Raw genomic sequence first — 17,591 nt, forward strand, 5'->3', positions numbered from 1 at the left:
GGCATGGCCGTCTATACTGATATCAACGAAATAGAACTTGGCGCATTCCTGCAGCAATACGATATCGGCACGCTGACTTCCTATAAGGGCATTGCCGAGGGTGTGGAGAATTCCAACTATCTCCTGCACACGACATCCGGCTCCTTCATTCTGACGCTTTATGAAAAGCGCACCAACCGCGAAGACCTGCCGTTCTTTCTTGGCCTGATGCAGCATCTGGCCCGGCATGGCGTGGATTGCCCGCAGCCGGTGGTGCGCAGCGATGGCGAAACGATTGGCGAACTTGCCGGGCGTCCGGCAGCGATCGTCACCTTCCTTGAGGGCATGTGGATGCGAAAGCCCACAGTCGCCCATTGCGAGGCCGTGGGTGAGGGGCTGGCGCGCATGCATCTGGCGGGCGAGGATTTCGCCATGCGCCGCCGCAACGGCTTGACGCTGCCCGACTGGCGTCCGTTGTGGGACATGTCGCGTGAACGCGCCGACACGGTCGAACCGGGTCTGGTCGAGGAAGCGGAAGCCGACCTCGATTTTCTGGAGAAAAACTGGCCTGCCGATCTGCCGCAGGGCGTGATCCATGCCGACTTGTTCCCGGACAATGTGTTTTTCCTCGGCGACAAGCTGTCCGGCTTCATCGATTTCTATTTCGCCTGCACCGATATTCTGGCCTATGACGTCGCCATTTGCCTGAATGCTTGGTGCTTCGAAAAGGATTTTTCCTACAATCGCACCAAGGGCGCAGCCTTTTTGCGCGGTTACACGTCGATCCGACCGCTTTCCACGGCGGAGGCCGACGCGCTGCCTGTGCTCTCGCGCGGCGCTGCAATGCGCTTCATGCTGACGCGGCTTTATGACTGGCTGACCGTTCCCGATGGCAGTTTCGTCATGAAGAAGGACCCGATGGAATATGTGCGCAAGATGCGCTTCCACCGCCAGATCGTTTCGGCTGCCGAATATGGGCTGGAACCGCAGGGAGCGGATGCGTGAAGCAGATCGAGGCCTACACCGACGGTGCCTGCTCAGGTAATCCCGGCCCCGGCGGCTGGGGCGTGGTGCTGCGCTGGAACGGCAACGAGAAAGAGCTGAAGGGCGGCGAGGCCGACACAACCAACAATCGTATGGAGTTGATGGCGGCAATTTCTGCACTATCCGCGCTGAAAGAACCTTGCGAAGTCGATCTCTATACGGACTCGGTCTATGTCCGCGACGGTATTTCCGGCTGGATCGAAGGCTGGAAGCGCAATGGCTGGAAAACGGCGGCCAAGAAGCCGGTGAAGAATGCCGAGCTATGGCAGCTGCTGGATGAGGCGCGCAAGCCGCACAAGGTCAATTGGCATTGGGTCAAGGGCCATGCCGGTCATCCGGAAAATGAGCGGGCCGACGAGCTGGCCCGCGCCGGTATGGAGCCGTTCAAATATGGCGGGCGTAAATCGCTGAAAGTGCAGTAAGCACCGGTCAGAACTTTGTTTTGGTATTAGAAAAGGGCGGTTTTCACCGCCCTTTTTGAATTTGATCAGAGCTGCTCGAGAATTGCCGAAGCAGCCGAAGTGACGGCCTGACCAGCCTGTTCTTCGATATTGAGCGTCTTGACCACGCCGTCTTCGACAATGGCCGAATAGCGCTTGGAGCGAATGCCAAGGCCGCCAGCGGTTGCGTCGAGCTCAAGGCCTGCTGCCTTGGTGAAGGTGGCCGAACCGTCTGCGAGATAGAGAATCTTGCCTTCGCCGCCGGTGCTCTGCGCCCATGCGCCCATCACGAAGGCGTCGTTGACGGCGATCACTGCAATCTGGTCCACGCCCTTGGCGAGAATGGCATCGCGATTGTCGAGATAGCCCGGCAGGTGGTTGAGGCTGCAGGTCGGCGTGAAAGCGCCCGGAACGGCAAAGAGAACGACCTTCTTGCCCTTGAAGACTTCGTCGGTCGTCACTTCCTTGACACCGTCCGCAGTCTTGACCTTGAAGGTTGCTGCGGGAAGCGTGTCGCCAACTTTGATCGTCATCTGTTTTCTCCTGAGGGCAGGGGACAAATTGCCGTCTGGTCCGCTGCCTGTTTTCAAAACTGTCATTGCCGCACCGCGAAGCGCGAGCCGCGACAGTTAAGCCGATAACGGGGCGCTCGACAATTTCAAAACGCTGATGTCGCCATCAAAATGGGGGAGGATGGGCAAGCAGTTTCAGGCGAAGTAAAAACCGCCGGGTTCAGTCGAGTGTGACCTCTCCCGACACTGCCTTGCCATTCTGAACGATGGTGTAGTCGACGGTTGCATATCGCGCATCGCCCTTGACCGTTACGGTGAAGTTGCGACCATCAGAGGCGACCGGATCGGACAGGCGCAGCTTGTCGCTGGCAACAAAAAGCTCCGCAGGCGCTTTCGGGTCAGGCACAGCCAAGGTGAAGATTGCGGTGTCCTGATCGCGCTTTACGGTTCTCACACCGAAAGAGGGGGAGGCTGTGGCGGGAAGTCGCCCGAACGCGGTCTCCACGATGGTGCGTGCAGCGATGGCCTGCGGCTCGGCAGATTCGACATTTGTGCTGACGGGGAAGTCAAACTCAGCCTGCACGGGAATGCAGATATGCTCGCAAACGCCAAGAAAAGCATGGCCCTTGAGACGGGTGTCGTCGGGCTGCAACTGGAAAATGATGGGCAGCGAAACCGGCTTCTTGTAGCCGATGCCGTCGCCATCGCCGCCGAACCGCACCGGGGCGGGATAATCGATCTGCGCGTTGGCGTTGCCGTCGAGATTGATCTGTGGCGGCACACCGGCATCGCCCGGATTGCGCCAGTAGGTTTTCCATCCCGGCTGCAACTCGATCTGCAAAGCGCCGCGTATCTCGCGCTTGGGCCCGGCCTCAGTGGAAACCGCACCATCCTCGATGATCACGCGCACACGCCCGCCGGGCGTTTCAGTCCAGGCGGAGGTCGAGGCATGGGCCGACAAACTGGAAGTGGCCAAACCGGAGGCGGCAAGCAAGCCGAAAGCGAGAATGTTCAAACGTGTTTTCATTGCTCAAAAATGAAATGAAATCATGGTTGCTTCAAGTTCAACATTGTTGGGAGCAATTATATTTTTGCGTCCTTTGAAGACAAATTTGCGACTCCCATTGTTATTTTCTGCAGGCTTGCTACCTTCATCAGTATGACCACGATGCGGAAGCCGAACCAGGAGCAGGGGTTCTTAAACGGGCAATTCCTGCTTGCCATGCCCGGTATGAGCGACGAGCGTTTTGCCCGGTCGGTGGTCTATATCTGCGCCCATTCCGATGAGGGCGCGATGGGCTTCATTATCAACCAGCTGCAGCCGATCGGCTTCCCCGATATCCTGCGCCAGATTGGTGTGATTGATGAGGATGAGCTGATTATTTTGCCAGATCGCACGCAGCATATGATGGTGCGCAATGGCGGGCCGGTGGATCGCACGCGCGGCTTTGTGCTGCATTCCGACGATTACATGGTCGATTCCACCATGCCGGTTTCCGAAGAAGTCTGCCTGACCGCAACGGTCGATATTCTGCGCGCCATTTATGGCGGCAAGGGTCCTTCACAGGTGTTGATGGCGCTGGGTTATTCCGGCTGGGCTCCGGGGCAGCTTGAAGCGGAACTGGCCGATAATGGCTGGCTCTGCTGCGACGCGCCGCTCGACATGCTTTTCGACAGCGACATCGAAGGCAAATATTCGCGCCTCATGATGCATATGGGCATCGACATGTCGCGGCTGGTTTCCGACGCGGGACATGCGTGAGTTAAGGCAGTAGGGGAATAGGGCAGTAAGGGAGTAGGTCAAAATGACTTGCTTCGGCTGATCCGATTCAGTTTTTATTCCCCTATTCCCCTATTCCCCTATTCCCCTATTCCCCTATTCCCCTCACTTCACGCTGCCGCCGCTTCCAGCTGTTCCTTGATCATGCGCGTGGCGTCTTCGCGGCTCGTCGGCTGGCCGAACATGAAGCTCTGCACATATTCACAGCCCATCTGGCGAAGCTGTAGTGCGTCGCTTTCGCTCTCCACACCTTCCGTCACCACCGCCAGACCCAGATCATGCGCCATGCTGACGATGGAACGCAGCAGGGTCGTCTTCTGCGGCTGGTCACCCTTTACGAAGGAGCGGTCGATCTTGATAATGTCGAACGGGAAGCGCGTCAGATAGGCGAGGGACGAATAGCCGGTGCCGAAATCATCCAGCGACAGACCGATCCCCATCGTCTTGAGCCGTGCCAGCACATGGGCCGACTGCTCGGGATTCTCCATGAGGACGGATTCGGTCAGTTCCAGCTTCAGGCTGCCCGGATTGAGGTGAATGCGCGACAGCACGGAGCGGACATCGTTGATGAGGTCCTGCCGGATCAGTTGCGTGGAAGACAGGTTGACCGAGACGAACAGGTCGAGCTTCGGGAACTGTTCCTGCCAGGCGAACAGGTCTTCGGCGGCGCGCTGCATGGCGAAAAGGCCAAGCTGCACGATCAGGCCGGAGTTCTCAGCAATCGGAATGAATTCCGAAGGAGAGATTGCGCCACGACGGGGATGTTCCCAGCGCATCAGCGCTTCAAAACCGGCGATGGTGCCTTCGTCCAGCCTGACGATGGGCTGGTAAGCCATGCTGATTTCGTCGCGTTCAAGCGCACGGCGCAGATCGGATTCGAGCTGCAGCTTGTCGCTGCCGATGGCGCGGAATGCCGGGCGGAACGGTTCGATCCGGTCGCCGCCGAAGCGCTTGGCCTGATACATGGCCAGCTCCGCATCCTTCACGAAATCTTCCGCCGTGGTGGCGGTTTTCGTCCAGGTGATGAGGCCGACAGAGGCGGTCAGGACGATCTCACGCTTGGCATAGGCAATCGGCGCGCGGGTGGCCTGACGCAGCGCTTCCGCAAAGGCTGCGATGCGACCCGGATCGCTTTCGGAGGCAAGCAGCAAACCGAACTGGTCGGAAGACAGACGCGACAGCGTGTCCTGTGGCTTCATCAGGCGGGCCAGCCGGCGCGAAATGGTGAGGAGGATCGTGTCGCCAGCCGACATGCCCAGACTGTCATTGACCTGCTTGAAGCGGTCGATATCGATCATGAACACGGTCGGATGCAGATTGCTCTCGCCGCGCGCCATGTTCATCACATTGCTCAGGCGGTCGAGGAAAAGCTCGCGGTTGGGCAGGCCAGTGAGATTGTCGTGCACGGCATCGTGCAGCAGACGCTCTTCGGCCTTCTTCTGCTCGGTGACATTGACCAGCGTGCCGACGCAACGCACGACTTCGCCGTCCGAACCGATCACCGGACGCGCGCGCAGCGCGTACCAGTGATAATGGCCGTCATTGGCGCGCAGGCGGAAAATCTGGCCGATGCGTCCGCGACGGTTTTCCAGAATGGCGTCCAGCGTTGAGCGGAAACGGTCACGGTCGTCGGAATGCATGACCGGCAGCCAGTTGCGGACCGGGCCCTGCAAACTGCTTGCCGTATTGCCAAGCTGGTTGGCGATATCCGGCGTGGTGACCACGCGGTCGCGCGGCACATCCCAGTCCCAGACAATGTCGCCGGCGCCGATGACGGCGAGCGCCTGCCGTTCCATGTCGGACAATAGCCCCTGCTGGAGCGCACCGCCTGCAAAGGCGTGCTGCATGACGGTGAAGCCGATCAGAAGCACGATGAGAACGAGGCCGCCGCCAAGTGCTGGCTGGACAATGTCGTTGTCGAGACGGCCTGTGACGGCCATCCATGCCCCGAGCAGCCATATCAATGTGAGAAGCCAGGCGGGTATCAGCATGACCGCCCGGTCATATCCCTTCACCGCGAGGTAGCCGATGATCGCAACACCGGAAACGACGGTCAGTGCGAGCGAGATGCGGGAAATGCCCGAAGCAATCGGCGGATCGAAAACCGCAACGCCAGCAAGCGCCAGCAAGCCCAGAACCCATGTCACAGCGCCATAGCTGAAATGGTCGTGCCAGCGGTTGAGATTGAGATAGGCGAAGAGGAAAATAACCAGCGAGGCGGCAAGCGCCACCTCGGTGCCCGCTCGCCATATCTGTTCGTTTCCGGGTGTGATTTCCATCAGCTTGTTCCAGAAGCCGAAATCGACGCAGATATAGGCGAGGACCGCCCACGCAAGCGCCGCCGTGGCGGGGAACAGCGAGGTGCCCTTGACGACGAAAAGAATGGTCAGGAACAGCGCCAGCAGGCCTGAAATGCCAAGCAGGATGCCGCGATAGAGCGTGTAGGAATTGACGGTGTCCTTGTAGGCTTCCGGTTCCCACAGATAGAGCTGCGGCAAATTATGCGAGGAAAGCTCGGCAACGAAAGTGACGACGCTGCCCGGATTGATCGTGATGCGGAACACATCCGCGTCGGCGCTTGACTGGCGGTCCAGCGCAAAGCCTTCGCTGGGGGTGATCGACGCAATACGCGGCGAGCCGAGATCGGGCCAGATGATGCCGGAACCGACAAGACGATAATGCGGCGCGACGATCAGGCGGTCGATCTGTTGGTCTGTCGGATTGGCGATGGAGAAAGCGGCCCAGTCGCCGGACGCATTGCTGTTCTGGTCGGCCTGCACTTCGATACGGCGCACAATGCCATCGGGGCCGGGCGCGGTGGAAACCTGAACGCTTTCACCCTTGTTGCGCAAGAGTTCGACGGCGCGCGACAAATCGAGAGCGGTGTCGTCCTTGGATATCTTGATCGGTTCGACGGCAGACGCATGAACGGTCGAAAAGGCCAGAAGGACGATCAGCGCGAGAAAACGCGCGGCGTTCTGGAATAGCTTTTCAGAAAGACCCCTCACGAGCGTTCAACCTTGCCATTGATCATACGGCTATCCAACATACGTTTGTCGCTTTCTATGAGGGCAAACAGCAGGTGGTCCTGCCAGAAGCCATTTATCTTGAGATAGGAGCGCAACAGTCCTTCTCTCTGAAATCCGGCTTTTTCGAGAAGCCGGACCGAACGTACATTATGGGGAATACAGGCAGCTTCAACCCGGTGCAACCGCAGTTGGTCGAATGCAAAGGGGATAACCAGAGACAGCGCCTCCGTCATATAGCCTTTGCCCGCGAAAGGAGCGCCGCTCCAATAGCCGATCATGCCGTTCTGTCCTACTCCGCGGCGGATATTGCCGAGCGTGATACCGCCGAGAATGCGGTTATCGCTGTTGCGGAAAATGAAGAAAGGATAGCCGGTTCCGGCAGAAATTTCTTCCTGAAAACGCCGCATACGGTAGCGAAAGGCGCTTTTCGTCAGGTCATCGTCGGGCCAGGTCGGCTCCCATGGAGACAGAAAGGCCCGGCTTTGCTCGCGCAGATTAGACCAGCCCGCAAAATCGCCCATCATGGGCTCGCGCAGATAAATGCGCGGTCCACGCAGAATAGTCGGATTATTGCGCCGGAATGACAGGCCGATCATTGGAGTTAAGGGAGTAGGGGAATAGGTGAGTAGGGGAATAGGAAAAACGAAATCTTCACGGCCACATACTCCCCTATTCCCTTATTCCCCTAATGCCTTAAACAGCTATCTTCCTCTTATGCGCATTGGTCGAAAGCGCATCGGACAGATCGTCAAAGCTCATCAGGCGGCCAACCGGACCGACGCCTGCGATGGTCGGCTTGTTGTCGAGGAACAGGCGACCTGCGAGATCCGTCAGGCGTTCTGGCGTGATCAGGGAAAGACGTTCCATCAGTTCATTATTGTCGACCGGGCGGCCATAGAGCAGGAACTGACGGGCGAGCTGGCCTGCGCGGCTGGCTGCACTTTCCTGCGACATGAGAAGGCTGGCGCGATATTGCGCGCGGGCGCGGTTGACTTCTTCGATGCTGATCGAGTCCGCTGCCTTGTGCAGCTCATCAATGATGACCGGAACTAGTTCGACCAGTTCGTCACGACCCGTGGCGGCATGGATGCCGAACAGGCCGGTATCCGAAAAGCCCCAGTGGAAAGCATAGACCGAGTAACACAGGCCGCGCTTTTCGCGCACTTCCTGGAAAAGACGCGAGGACATGCCGCCGCCCAGCACCATGGACAGGAGCTGTGAGGCATAGAAGTCGCGCACATGATAGGCGCGGCCTTCAAAGCCGATCAGCACCTGCGCATCCATCAATTCGCGGTTTTCGCGGAAGTCACCGCCGACATAGGTTGCGAGGTCGAGCGTCGGCGCCGTGTTGTGAGCGCGGAAGCCGCCGAGGCGCTTTTCAACTTCCTTGACGAAAGCATCGTGGTCCACGCCGCCGGCAGCCGTCACGACCATGCGGTCGGCGCTGTACTGCTCTTCCATGTATTGCCGCAGGTCGACAGAGGAGAACGACATCACCGTGTCCGGCTCGCCAAGAATGGCGCGGCCGATGGGCTGGTGACGATAGGCGGTTTCGGTGAAACGGTCGAAGACGATATCGTCCGGTGTGTCGTGCGCTGCACCGATCTCCTGCATGATCACCTGCTTCTCGCGCTCAAGTTCGTCTTCGTCGAACTTTGATGCGGTCAGGATGTCGGAGAGAATATCGATGGCCAGCGGCATGTCATTGCGCATCACGCGGGCATAATAGGATGTGGTCTCGACGCTGGTGGCGGCGTTGATCTCGCCGCCGACGTCTTCGATATCCGATGCAATTTGCCAGGCAGAGCGGTTTTCTGTGCCCTTGAAGGCCATATGTTCAAGTAAGTGAGCTATACCGTGCCGGTCGGCGGCTTCGTTTCTCGCGCCAGCTTTAACCCAGATTCCCAGCGCTACGCTTTCCACATGTGGCATGGTATCGGTGGCTATCGTCAACCCGTTGGGAAGACGTGTTACTTCAACACTCATAAGCGAACTGCTCCCTGCATTCCTCGCTCTGACTTTTTTCACCCGATCCCGAAACAGGTATCTCCGTTCGGGGCCGGGCTTAAATTTCCTTTCCAGAGCCTCAGGCGTGAGCTCTGGAATGGCGGCTCACGTATTCTTCTACGATTTTCAGGTCGTTGTGAAGAACTGTGAAGCTTTCTTTTCGTTGCATCAAATCGGACAACCATGCAGGAAGCTGCGGTTCGACACCACATGCAGCCTTTACGGCGTCGGGGAATTTGGCCGGATGCGCGGTGGCGAGCGCCACCATCGGAGCAGCGCCGGACACATTTTCGCGAGCCACTTTCACGCCGATGGCGGAATGCGGATCGAGAAGATAGCCGTCATCGGCCAGAACCGACTTGATGGTCTCCGCCGTTTCCGCAACCGTCGAACGTCCAGCCGAGAACTCGGCGCGGATGGCCGAAAGCGGCTTTTCGGAAATGGTGAAGCCGCCGGATTGCTTCAGGCTTTGCATGAGACCGCGCACGGCGGCGGCATCGCGACCATGGGCTTCGAACAGCAGACGTTCGAAGTTGGACGAAATCTGGATATCCATCGACGGCGACGTGGTCTGGGCCACACCGCGCATTTCATAAGCGCCGGTGTCGAGCGTGCGCGAAAGAATGTCATTGTCGTTGGTGGCGACGATCAGGCGCTCGATGGGCAGGCCCATACGCTTGGCCACATAGCCTGCGAAAATATCGCCGAAATTGCCGGTTGGAACGGTGAAGGAAACCGCACGATCTGGAGCACCGAGGCTCAACGCGGCGGTAAAGTAATAGACCACCTGCGGCATGATACGCGCCCAGTTGATCGAGTTCACGCCCGAAAGCGACAGCGCATCGCGGAAGGCAAGGTCGTTGAACATGCCCTTCACGAGGTTCTGGCAATCGTCGAAATTACCTTCGATGGACAGTGCATGAACATTGGCAAAGCCCGACGACGTCATCTGGCGCTGCTGCACCGGCGAGACGCGGCCATTCGGGAACAGGATGAAGATATCGGTGTTGTCGCGACCGCCAAAGGCTTCAATTGCCGCGCCGCCCGTATCGCCAGACGTTGCGCCGACGATGGTCGCGCGTTCGCCACGGCTTGCCAGCACGTAATCCATCATGCGCGCCAGAAGCTGCATGGCGACGTCCTTGAAGGCGAGCGTCGGGCCGTGGAAAAGTTCGAGAACGAATTCATTCGCGCCGGTCTGGACCAGCGGGCAGACGGCGTCATGCCGGAAGCTGCCATAGGCCTCGCGCACCATGCGCTCGAAATCGGCTTGCGGAATTTCGCCGCCGGTGAAAGGCGTCAGCACGGCAAGCGCGATATCGACATAGGATTTTCCGCGCAGGCTGCGGATTTGTTCCGGAGAAAATTGCGGATATTCCTGTGGCAGATAGAGGCCGCCATCACGGGCTAGTCCGGCGAGCAATGCATCGCTGAAACCCAGGACCGGGGCTTCGCCGCGGGTGCTTACATATTTCATTTCGTCAGGCCTTCATTTCAGATCGGCTGCGCAAGTCTCATTCGACGCGCATCTTATTGGGATGCGTTTCAAAGCTGTGCAAATGCAATAGGGCGTCCATAAAAAAGCCGCAAGAAATTAAAACATCCCGGAGGGGATGGGGTTGCTCTTCGCGGCAAAAAACGGGAAAACGTCATCGCGCACTGTTTTGTGCGCAGTGGTATAGAGCATTTCCAGCAAAAGTGCGAAGCGGTTTTGCGTTGGATAATGCGGCAGAGGAAGAGTTTGCATTTCCAGCAAACGCGCGCAGCGGCTTTGCTGGTTGGAAAATGTGGCGGCGGAACAAATTGGGGTGGTCCGGCGATTTCAATGAAATCGAGGCGCTCTCAAACAAACAGATTAGTGCAGGGAAGCCCGGTCTATGCAAAAAGCATCACAGAATCGTTCATCGTTGTTTCCAGTCTTTGCAACGGTTTTGCTCACAGCGCTCGCAGGCTGCACGACCAGCGGCGGTGACAAGTCGACCGCCACTGCGACGGCAGATCAGCCGCGCATCAAGGCATCCGAGCTTCGCGCCTATTGCCCGACGGTGACATTGCGCGACGGCACCGCCTTCTTCAGCACCTATGCCAAGGGCGGCGACAAGGACCCGGCGCAGGTGGTCTATCAGGCATCGCTGACCGATGTGACGCGCTCCTGCCAGTATAGCGACGGCACGATTACCATTGATATCGCTGCGGCTGGCAAGGTTGTGCCCGGCCCGCAATACAAGAGCGGTACCATCACCATGCCGGTGCGCGTGGCTGTGCGCCAGGGCGATCAGGTGGTCTATTCCAAGCTGCACAAGCAGGCAGTCTCGATCACCAACGGCGATACCGCGACCCAGTTCGTCTTCAACGACAAGGGAATTTCGCTGCCGATGCCCGACAAGCAGAATATCCAGATTTTCGTCGGCTTTGATGAAGGTCCGAATGCCAAGTAGGTTTCGCAGCGCCTGACATAGCGAAGCATGGATGAAAGCTCGAATGCACGGGAGAAATCTCGTGCATTTTTTTGAAGGCTTAATATTTAAAATGGGTTAGTAGAATAAATACATCCACATTCACCAATTAAAAGATAAATATATGTCCTTGGGTGGATGAGCAGAACATCATTTTGTGGGCCCACGACTTGGATTAATATCAAGTTTCTCCTCGAATCAGCGCAGCCGCTTTCCAGGCCGTCTTTACGGTTTTGTTCTAACGCATGAAGGTCTTTTCAAGTTTGTTTGTGTTAAAGAACAGCAATGCGATCGCCGCGCCACTGCATATTCAGGGTAGTCTGGCTTTTAGCATGTGAGAATTGCGCTCGTGGCCGAATGAGGTGGGTAAGACCTTTCCACACAGTGGTTTTGCAGTTTCCGTCCAGACACACGCCTAACCGATCATTCGGGGCTTGGTTCATCGGTCGACCTGAACAGAGGGCTGGTCACGCAGAAGGGCCAAAAGGGCAGGGTTGACGTAGAGGTTCTCGCGTCCCGCTTTGATCTCCTGAAGCAAGCCGTGGTCGGTGAGGGCCTTCAGATAGATGGAGGCAGATTGACGTTTTGCAATGCCAGCCTGAACAAGATCCCTGATGCGGCAGTACGGGTTAACGAAGATGACTTCAGCCAATTCTCGTGAGTAGAGTTTCGGGAGATCTCGGCGAATTCTTTGGGCGGACTGATCCAGCAAATCACGAATAGCGTGAATACGCGCTGTTGACCACTCAGCCGTGTCACGAACAGCTTCGAGCATGTAGAGAATCCAAGGCTCCCATGCCTCTTCCGTGGTGACGGCTAGAAGCCGGTTGTAATAGTCGCTTTTGTTGTCAATGATATATCTGCTGAGGTAAAGGACGGGAATGTCGAGCAGCCCTTTGTCAACCAGATAGAGTAGGTTGAGGATGCGGCCCGTGCGGCCGTTACCGTCAATAAATGGATGTATGGCCTCAAACTGGTAGTGCATGACGGCCAGACGCACGAGAGGGTCAATTTCGTCAGCCTCATGAATATAACGCTCCCAGTTGGCAAGTTTGCTCCGAAGCAATTCCTGTCCTTCGGGCGGCGAATAGATGACAGTGCCGGTGGCCTCGTTCATCAGAGCTGTGCCTGGCGTCGAGCGAATGTCGAGATCGACGCCTTTGATCCTGCGACAAACTGCGATAGCCGTGGACGTTGATACCGGCCGATCCCTAAGCGACTGAAACCCTTCGCTGAGAGCCGTGCGATAACGCAACGCCTCTTTTGTTGCGGGGTCGGCTTGATCTCCTGACTCGTTTGCGAAGCGGAACAGCCGATCTGTCGTGGTGACGATGTTTTCGATTTCTGAGCTTGCCTGCGCTTCAAGCAGAGGAATCGAATTGATGAGGACCGATTGGTTGGGGATAAGTTGTCCCGAGACGCGGAGCTCGGCAAGAGCCGCTCTTGCTGCGATGCATGCCTTCAGAACAGCCTTTGTCTCAATGTCCTCGCGCGGTGGCAGGGATGGTAGATCATTATATGGGTTGTCTGGGCGGAATCTCATGTCGATCAATCCTCATTTTGCCGACATAGGATGTTGAATATGTCGATAGCGTCGACAGGACAGAATAATATGTCGATAAAAAATTACTTTATCGACATATTATTCTGTCCGCGAGTCGTTTTTTCGATCCAAGGTGATCCGACAAAATCTTCGGCTTCAACGAGCAGGTATAATAGCGCTCTTACGAAGATGAGGAAACGGACGCGCTGGTAGTTGCATGAGGAAAGCGCCGAGAATGGCATTCTGATCAACGGAGAGGACTGATTTTGCAGAAAATTCAATCCATTGGTCGAATTCTGGGTTCAGCTCAGTGAAATTAAAACATACGTGAAATCAAGTATTTAATCGCATTCTGTGAACATCCTAAAAGCGTAACGCGCTTTAGCTAAAATTCGAATTAAATTGGATAGCGAAGTTCAAACGAAAAGCAACGAGTCTGCGCTAGTCTGCACCCATGAAACAGAAATTTGAACGTATTCTCGAGCCGACGGACACCTGGGCGATCTTCGATACGTCCACGGGTGAACCCGTCATGATGGGGACCCGGCTGCTGATCGGTCTTGACGACCAGGAAGCCGACGAGCTGCTCGCCATCCTCAACGCGCCGCCGAAGGGGCGCAACAAGCGCTCTGCCGCCTGAGGCAGCGGGGTCGATAGCCCGGATGTTCGGGCTATCGCGATAATCAGATCAGGCCGTCCGGTCAGTTGGAGCCCGCGCGTCAGGCGTCGGTCCAGATCGAAAGGGCTTCGATGACGCTGGGCAGGTCCTTGTGGCGGTGGATCACCGTCTCGGCGCCTGCGTCGGTCAGCCGGTCGGCATGGCCGGGATAGGTGTGCGCTCCGCCCGTAAAGCCGATGACGCGCATACCGGCAGCTCGCGCGCCCTGAATGCCGTGCACGGAATCCTCAATCACGATCACATTGCCCGGATCGACGCCGAAATGCTTGGCGGCGTAGAGGAACACATCCGCGGCAGGCTTGGTCTTCTTGGTGCCGACTTCCTTGGCCGAAAAAATATTTGGCGCGAAGAGGTCATAAAGCTCGACCCGCTTCAACATCATTTCCAGCCGCGCGCTGGTCGAGTTGGAGCAGATGCATTTCGGAAGCTTCAGCGCAGAAACCACTTCCACGACATCATCGACGGCCTGCACCTCATTCTTGAGGCGCTCATCGAGAATACTCTCCGATTTGTCGATCAGCGATGCGGAAAGCGCTATGCCTGCCTCGCGCTCGACCGTGAGCAGAATATCCTGCCAGGTGAGACCGGCGAAACGTTCGGCCAGTTCGTCGGCGGAAATCTGGAAACCGGCTTCGGTCAGAAGCACGGATTCGACTTCCGCAGCGATGATTTCGGAATCCACCAAAACGCCATCGCAATCGAAAATGATGAGGGACGGAGCCGCCATGTGGGTAGCCTTCTTCTTGGGAGGGGGACGCATTCATACTCGCAGGAACGCATCGGGAATTCAGCTACAACTTTATCGCCCCAGCGTCAAACCTCGCCGGAGACTTCGCGTCGTCTGCGGTCCAGCTCTTCGCTATAGCGGCGCAGCGTATGGGCTTCACTCAACAGGCCCATGACTTTGCGTTCCTGCGCATTGTTGACCACGGCGAGCGCTTCGCTTTCGGAACGGTCAAACCGCACGACAGCTTCCTTGGCGTTCATCTGTGGCAACAGGAATTCATCCTGATACTTCAAAAGCTCGCTGATGCTGTGGTTTTCCGAACTGTCGAAACTGTCGGCATAGACTTCCGGTACCGGGATCATGCCGACATAGCGCCCTTGCGCATCCACCGCGATAACGCGCTGGGTGGAGCCCAGCGGGAAATCGTGACGGAAGGTTTCAATATCCGTGTCGATCAGCACGGTGCGCACATCGTGACGCATCATGCGGCTGACGGTCAGATTGCGTATCCAGCCGATATCATGTGCCGAGCGGATGGCTTCGCCGCGCAGATGGAAGCGCCAGGTGGCAAACGAGTAGCCGAAGGTCTTGCGGACCATCAGCGAGGAAGACACGACGGCTCCGAGCACCAGCATGGAAATCGGAAAGTCGCCGGTCAGTTCCAGCGCCAGAAAGGTCATGGTCATGGGGCCGCCGACAATCGCGACGGCAAGCGAGGACATGCCGATCACGGCATAGACTTCCGGCGCAAGCGTCAGGCTGGTCGGTAGCACCACGCCCGCCACAGCCGCGAAAAGCTTGCCGGTCAAAGCGCCCAGAAACAGCGAAGCGAAGAACAGACCGCCGCGAAAGCCGGAGCCGATGGAGATTGCGGACGCCAGCGACTTTGTCAGGATCAGCAGCAACAGCGCCGAGATGGTGATATTCGCATTGAGATCGAGGTGCAGCGCGCCGTGGCCGGAGGCCAGAACCTGCGGCGAGAAGAAGGCGATCAGCCCGACAATCGCACCGCCGATGGCCGGGGTGAGAACATTGGGCAGAAAGCTGCGTCGGGTGATTGTTTCGACGAAGGTCACGCCGCGCATGATCAGAATGGCAATGCCCGCCGAGACAAAGCCAAGCAGCAAGGCAGGCACATAATCGCGTGGTGTGATAGCGTCTATATGGCCGATGTCGATCAGGAAAGGCGAGCCGCCAATGGCTTGCGTCACCAATGTGCCGACAATTGCTGCAACCACAACCGGGGCCAGCGTGGCGATGGAGTAAACGCCGATGATCAGTTCGAACGCATAAAACGCGCCGGTGAGGGGTGCATTGAACGCGCTGGCAATAGCCGCCGCTGCACCGCAACCGACCAGCGTGCGCAAATCGGCCCGGCGCAGCTTGAGCGCGCGCCCGATGCGCGAGGCGAAGCCGCTCGCCAGCTGCGTATAGGCCGCTTCCAGCCCGACTGAAGCACCAAAGCCGTTGGAAATCAGGTTCTGTCCAACGAGGATAAAACTGTCGGTGAGCGACAGGCGTCCGCCGTGGAGCGCGTTGGCTTCGATGGGATCGACGATGGGTCGCTTGCGCCACCGCGCCAGAACCCAGATGACGACCCCCATAAGAATGCCGCCAGCCAGCGGGGCGATAAAGGCGCTGGGATAGAGCTGCGCTGCTGCACTGAGCTTTTCGCCGGGTTCGAGCGCGAAAAGCGCCTGATGCATCCACTGCGATATGCCGCCAATGGCTGCAACGGCAACACCCGAGATGATGCCGATCACGACACCGGCAATGACGAGGCCGATTTCGCTGCCGCGCACAACGGCGCGCATGCGGAAGGGAACGAAAAAGACTCTCAGATAACGATTGTGGCGCAGTTCTGCGAAATTCATATGCAAAGACCTGACAGGCACCGGTTCGGTCGGCTCAGTTACTCCGAAGGCTGGATTGTTCGCAAATCATATACGCAAATGAATAACCGAGCCTTATTGGACACGACGCATTACCGGTCGGCCTTTGCATTTCGATGACGGCGTTAAGATGGCAGCCGTGAAAATGTTGCTCATTGTTTGAAAGGAAAAAGCCCGGAAAGCCGGGGATTTGACGTCCTTTTAAGAAAAGGTTTACGATTTCAATCACTTGGCGTTAACGCCATATTTACCCTACCCGGTAACCATAAGGACAAGTTTTCGCGTCCACAGGTAATCGAGTATCCCATGTCCCTAGTACGTCTTGCCCATGAGTTGCCCATCGAGGCCCCGCGTACCGCCTGGCTCGACTCCATCATCAAGGGTGATTGCGTTTCCGCGCTGGAGCGCCTGCCGGATAATTCCGTCGATGTCATCTTTGCCGATCCGCCCTATAATCTCCAGCTTGGCGGCGATCTGCATCGCCCGGACCAGTCGATGGTCAGCGCTGTTGACGATCATTGGGATCAGTTCGAGAGCTTTCAGGCCTACGACGCATTTACCCGCGCCTGGCTTCTAGCCTGCCGCCGCGTGCTGAAGCCGAATGGCACGATCTGGGTCATCGGCTCCTATCACAATATTTTCCGCGTCGGCACGCAGTTGCAGGATCTGGGCTTCTGGCTCCTCAATGACGTCATCTGGCGCAAGACCAATCCGATGCCGAATTTCCGTGGCCGTCGTTTCCAGAACGCGCATGAGACGCTGATCTGGGCGTCACGCGATCAGAAAGGCAAGGGCTACACCTTCAATTATGAAGCGATGAAGGCCGCCAATGACGATGTGCAGATGCGCTCGGACTGGCTGTTCCCGATCTGCACGGGTTCTGAACGCCTGAAAGACGAGAATGGCGACAAGGTTCATCCGACGCAAAAACCGGAAGCGCTTCTGGCCCGCATCATGATGGCTTCGAGCAAGCCCGGCGACGTCATTCTCGATCCATTCTTCGGCTCCGGCACCACCGGCGCTGTGGCCAAGCGCCTCGGACGCCATTTTGTCGGCATCGAGCGCGAACAGGCATATATCGATGCCGCAACCGCCCGGATTGATGCGGTGGAGCCGCTCGGCAAGGCTGAACTGACGGTCATGACCGGCAAGCGCGCTGAACCGCGTGTGGCTTTCACCAGTGTACTGGAAGCAGGTCTCCTGCGTCCGGGTACGGTTCTTTGCGATGCGCGCCGTCGCTTTGCCGCAATCATTCGTGCTGACGGTACGCTGGCCGCCAATGGCGACGCCGGTTCGATCCATCGCATCGGCGCCAAGGTGCAAGGGTTCGATGCCTGCAATGGCTGGACCTTCTGGCATTATGAAGTTGACGGCGTTCTGAAACCTATCGACGACCTGCGTCAGGTTATCCGCGACGAAATGGCTGTCGCCGGCGCATAACACGCATAATCATCGGACGGCCTCCAGCAGAGTCTGATCATGGAGCGCTCGAAGCGAAAGCTT

15 protein-coding genes are annotated in these 17,591 nt (G+C 57.5%); 6 read left to right on the forward strand and 9 right to left on the reverse strand.

The window, feature by feature from the left end; translation table 11 throughout:
- Positions 1-3 precede the first annotated feature (3 nt).
- Positions 4-984 carry a homoserine kinase gene (locus QBD01_RS04105; protein WP_280991701.1) on the forward strand — a complete coding sequence of 327 codons (981 nt, stop codon included), beginning with the start codon at positions 4-6 and terminating at the stop codon, positions 982-984.
- The gene (rnhA, locus tag QBD01_RS04110) at positions 981-1,445 is read left to right on the forward strand and encodes a ribonuclease HI (protein WP_078338079.1); all 465 of its coding nucleotides are present in this window, start codon (positions 981-983) and stop codon (positions 1,443-1,445) included. The genes QBD01_RS04105 and rnhA overlap by 4 nt, the downstream gene beginning before the upstream one ends.
- A 65-nt stretch (positions 1,446-1,510) precedes the next feature.
- On the opposite strand, the gene QBD01_RS04115 is transcribed toward rnhA, so the two are convergent.
- Together QBD01_RS04115 and QBD01_RS04120 are read right to left on the reverse strand one after the other, a co-directional pair.
- Positions 1,511-1,996: a peroxiredoxin gene (locus QBD01_RS04115; RefSeq protein ID WP_151590396.1), complete on the reverse strand. Its 486-nt coding sequence runs from the start codon at positions 1,994-1,996 to the stop codon at positions 1,511-1,513.
- Between the two features lie 199 nt (positions 1,997-2,195).
- The gene (locus QBD01_RS04120) at positions 2,196-3,002 is read right to left on the reverse strand and encodes a protein-disulfide reductase DsbD domain-containing protein (protein ID WP_280991702.1); all 807 of its coding nucleotides are present in this window, start codon (positions 3,000-3,002) and stop codon (positions 2,196-2,198) included.
- A gap of 132 nt (positions 3,003-3,134) precedes the next feature.
- Here QBD01_RS04120 and QBD01_RS04125 point away from each other — a divergent pair, with 132 nt between their 5' ends.
- The gene (locus QBD01_RS04125; protein WP_280991703.1) at positions 3,135-3,737 is read left to right on the forward strand and encodes a YqgE/AlgH family protein; all 603 of its coding nucleotides are present in this window, start codon (positions 3,135-3,137) and stop codon (positions 3,735-3,737) included.
- 128 nt (positions 3,738-3,865) lie between these two features.
- On the opposite strand, the gene QBD01_RS04130 is transcribed toward QBD01_RS04125, so the two are convergent.
- From QBD01_RS04130 to thrC, 4 genes are all read right to left on the reverse strand, one after another.
- A complete protein-coding gene (locus QBD01_RS04130) occupies positions 3,866-6,763 on the reverse strand; it encodes a sensor domain-containing phosphodiesterase (protein ID WP_280991704.1) in 2,898 nt (965 codons plus the stop codon).
- Positions 6,760-7,380, reverse strand: a complete 621-nt coding sequence (locus QBD01_RS04135) for a GNAT family N-acetyltransferase (protein ID WP_078338083.1) — start codon at positions 7,378-7,380, stop codon at positions 6,760-6,762. The genes QBD01_RS04130 and QBD01_RS04135 overlap by 4 nt, the downstream gene beginning before the upstream one ends.
- 97 nt (positions 7,381-7,477) lie before the next feature.
- Complete coding sequence (locus tag QBD01_RS04140) at positions 7,478-8,770, reverse strand: pitrilysin family protein (RefSeq protein ID WP_280991705.1); 1,293 nt, start codon at positions 8,768-8,770, stop codon at positions 7,478-7,480.
- Between the two features lie 100 nt (positions 8,771-8,870).
- Positions 8,871-10,268, reverse strand: coding sequence for a threonine synthase (gene thrC, locus QBD01_RS04145; protein WP_280991706.1), 1,398 nt, complete (start codon positions 10,266-10,268; stop codon positions 8,871-8,873).
- A gap of 400 nt (positions 10,269-10,668) precedes the next feature.
- Between thrC and QBD01_RS04150 the strand changes: the two genes are divergently transcribed.
- A complete protein-coding gene (locus QBD01_RS04150) occupies positions 10,669-11,229 on the forward strand; it encodes a hypothetical protein (protein WP_280991707.1) in 561 nt (186 codons plus the stop codon).
- Positions 11,230-11,686: 457 nt separating this feature from the next.
- On the opposite strand, the gene fic is transcribed toward QBD01_RS04150, so the two are convergent.
- Entirely contained in the window at positions 11,687-12,790 is a 1,104-nt protein-coding gene (fic, locus tag QBD01_RS04155) for a protein adenylyltransferase Fic (protein WP_280991708.1), read from the reverse strand.
- A 454-nt stretch (positions 12,791-13,244) separates the two neighbouring features.
- Between fic and QBD01_RS04160 the strand changes: the two genes are divergently transcribed.
- Positions 13,245-13,430: a hypothetical protein gene (locus QBD01_RS04160; RefSeq protein WP_280991709.1), complete on the forward strand. Its 186-nt coding sequence runs from the start codon at positions 13,245-13,247 to the stop codon at positions 13,428-13,430.
- A 79-nt stretch (positions 13,431-13,509) separates the two neighbouring features.
- On the opposite strand, the gene QBD01_RS04165 is transcribed toward QBD01_RS04160, so the two are convergent.
- Together QBD01_RS04165 and QBD01_RS04170 are read right to left on the reverse strand one after the other, a co-directional pair.
- Positions 13,510-14,196 (reverse strand): HAD family phosphatase, encoded by a 687-nt coding sequence (locus QBD01_RS04165; protein ID WP_280991710.1) that lies wholly within the window; start codon positions 14,194-14,196, stop codon positions 13,510-13,512.
- Positions 14,197-14,282: 86 nt separating this feature from the next.
- The gene (locus tag QBD01_RS04170; RefSeq protein ID WP_280991711.1) at positions 14,283-16,070 is read right to left on the reverse strand and encodes a chloride channel protein; all 1,788 of its coding nucleotides are present in this window, start codon (positions 16,068-16,070) and stop codon (positions 14,283-14,285) included.
- Between the two features lie 324 nt (positions 16,071-16,394).
- On the opposite strand from QBD01_RS04170, the gene QBD01_RS04175 reads away from it, so the two are divergent.
- Positions 16,395-17,528: a site-specific DNA-methyltransferase gene (locus tag QBD01_RS04175; protein WP_138786552.1), complete on the forward strand. Its 1,134-nt coding sequence runs from the start codon at positions 16,395-16,397 to the stop codon at positions 17,526-17,528.
- Positions 17,529-17,591: the final 63 nt, after the last annotated feature.

Origin of the sequence: Ochrobactrum sp. 19YEA23, assembly GCF_029909865.1 — a bacterium.
Lineage (GTDB): Bacteria > Pseudomonadota > Alphaproteobacteria > Rhizobiales > Rhizobiaceae > Brucella > Brucella gambitense.

Excerpts from the sequence above, each read along its gene's own strand:
- QBD01_RS04165 (WP_280991710.1), bottom strand. The coding sequence starts at position 14,196 with ATGGCGGCTCCGTCCCTCATCATTTTCGATTGCGATGGCGTTTTGGTG.
- QBD01_RS04105 (WP_280991701.1), top strand. The coding sequence starts at position 4 with ATGGCCGTCTATACTGATATCAACGAAATAGAACTTGGCGCATTCCTG.
- QBD01_RS04140 (WP_280991705.1), bottom strand. The coding sequence starts at position 8,770 with ATGAGTGTTGAAGTAACACGTCTTCCCAACGGGTTGACGATAGCCACC.
- QBD01_RS04150 (WP_280991707.1), top strand. The coding sequence starts at position 10,669 with ATGCAAAAAGCATCACAGAATCGTTCATCGTTGTTTCCAGTCTTTGCA.
- thrC (WP_280991706.1), bottom strand. The coding sequence starts at position 10,268 with ATGAAATATGTAAGCACCCGCGGCGAAGCCCCGGTCCTGGGTTTCAGC.
- QBD01_RS04160 (WP_280991709.1), top strand. The coding sequence starts at position 13,245 with ATGAAACAGAAATTTGAACGTATTCTCGAGCCGACGGACACCTGGGCG.
- QBD01_RS04120 (WP_280991702.1), bottom strand. The coding sequence starts at position 3,002 with ATGAAAACACGTTTGAACATTCTCGCTTTCGGCTTGCTTGCCGCCTCC.
- QBD01_RS04125 (WP_280991703.1), top strand. The coding sequence starts at position 3,135 with ATGACCACGATGCGGAAGCCGAACCAGGAGCAGGGGTTCTTAAACGGG.
- fic (WP_280991708.1), bottom strand. The coding sequence starts at position 12,790 with ATGAGATTCCGCCCAGACAACCCATATAATGATCTACCATCCCTGCCA.
- QBD01_RS04135 (WP_078338083.1), bottom strand. The coding sequence starts at position 7,380 with ATGATCGGCCTGTCATTCCGGCGCAATAATCCGACTATTCTGCGTGGA.
- QBD01_RS04115 (WP_151590396.1), bottom strand. The coding sequence starts at position 1,996 with ATGACGATCAAAGTTGGCGACACGCTTCCCGCAGCAACCTTCAAGGTC.
- QBD01_RS04170 (WP_280991711.1), bottom strand. The coding sequence starts at position 16,070 with ATGAATTTCGCAGAACTGCGCCACAATCGTTATCTGAGAGTCTTTTTC.
- QBD01_RS04175 (WP_138786552.1), top strand. The coding sequence starts at position 16,395 with ATGTCCCTAGTACGTCTTGCCCATGAGTTGCCCATCGAGGCCCCGCGT.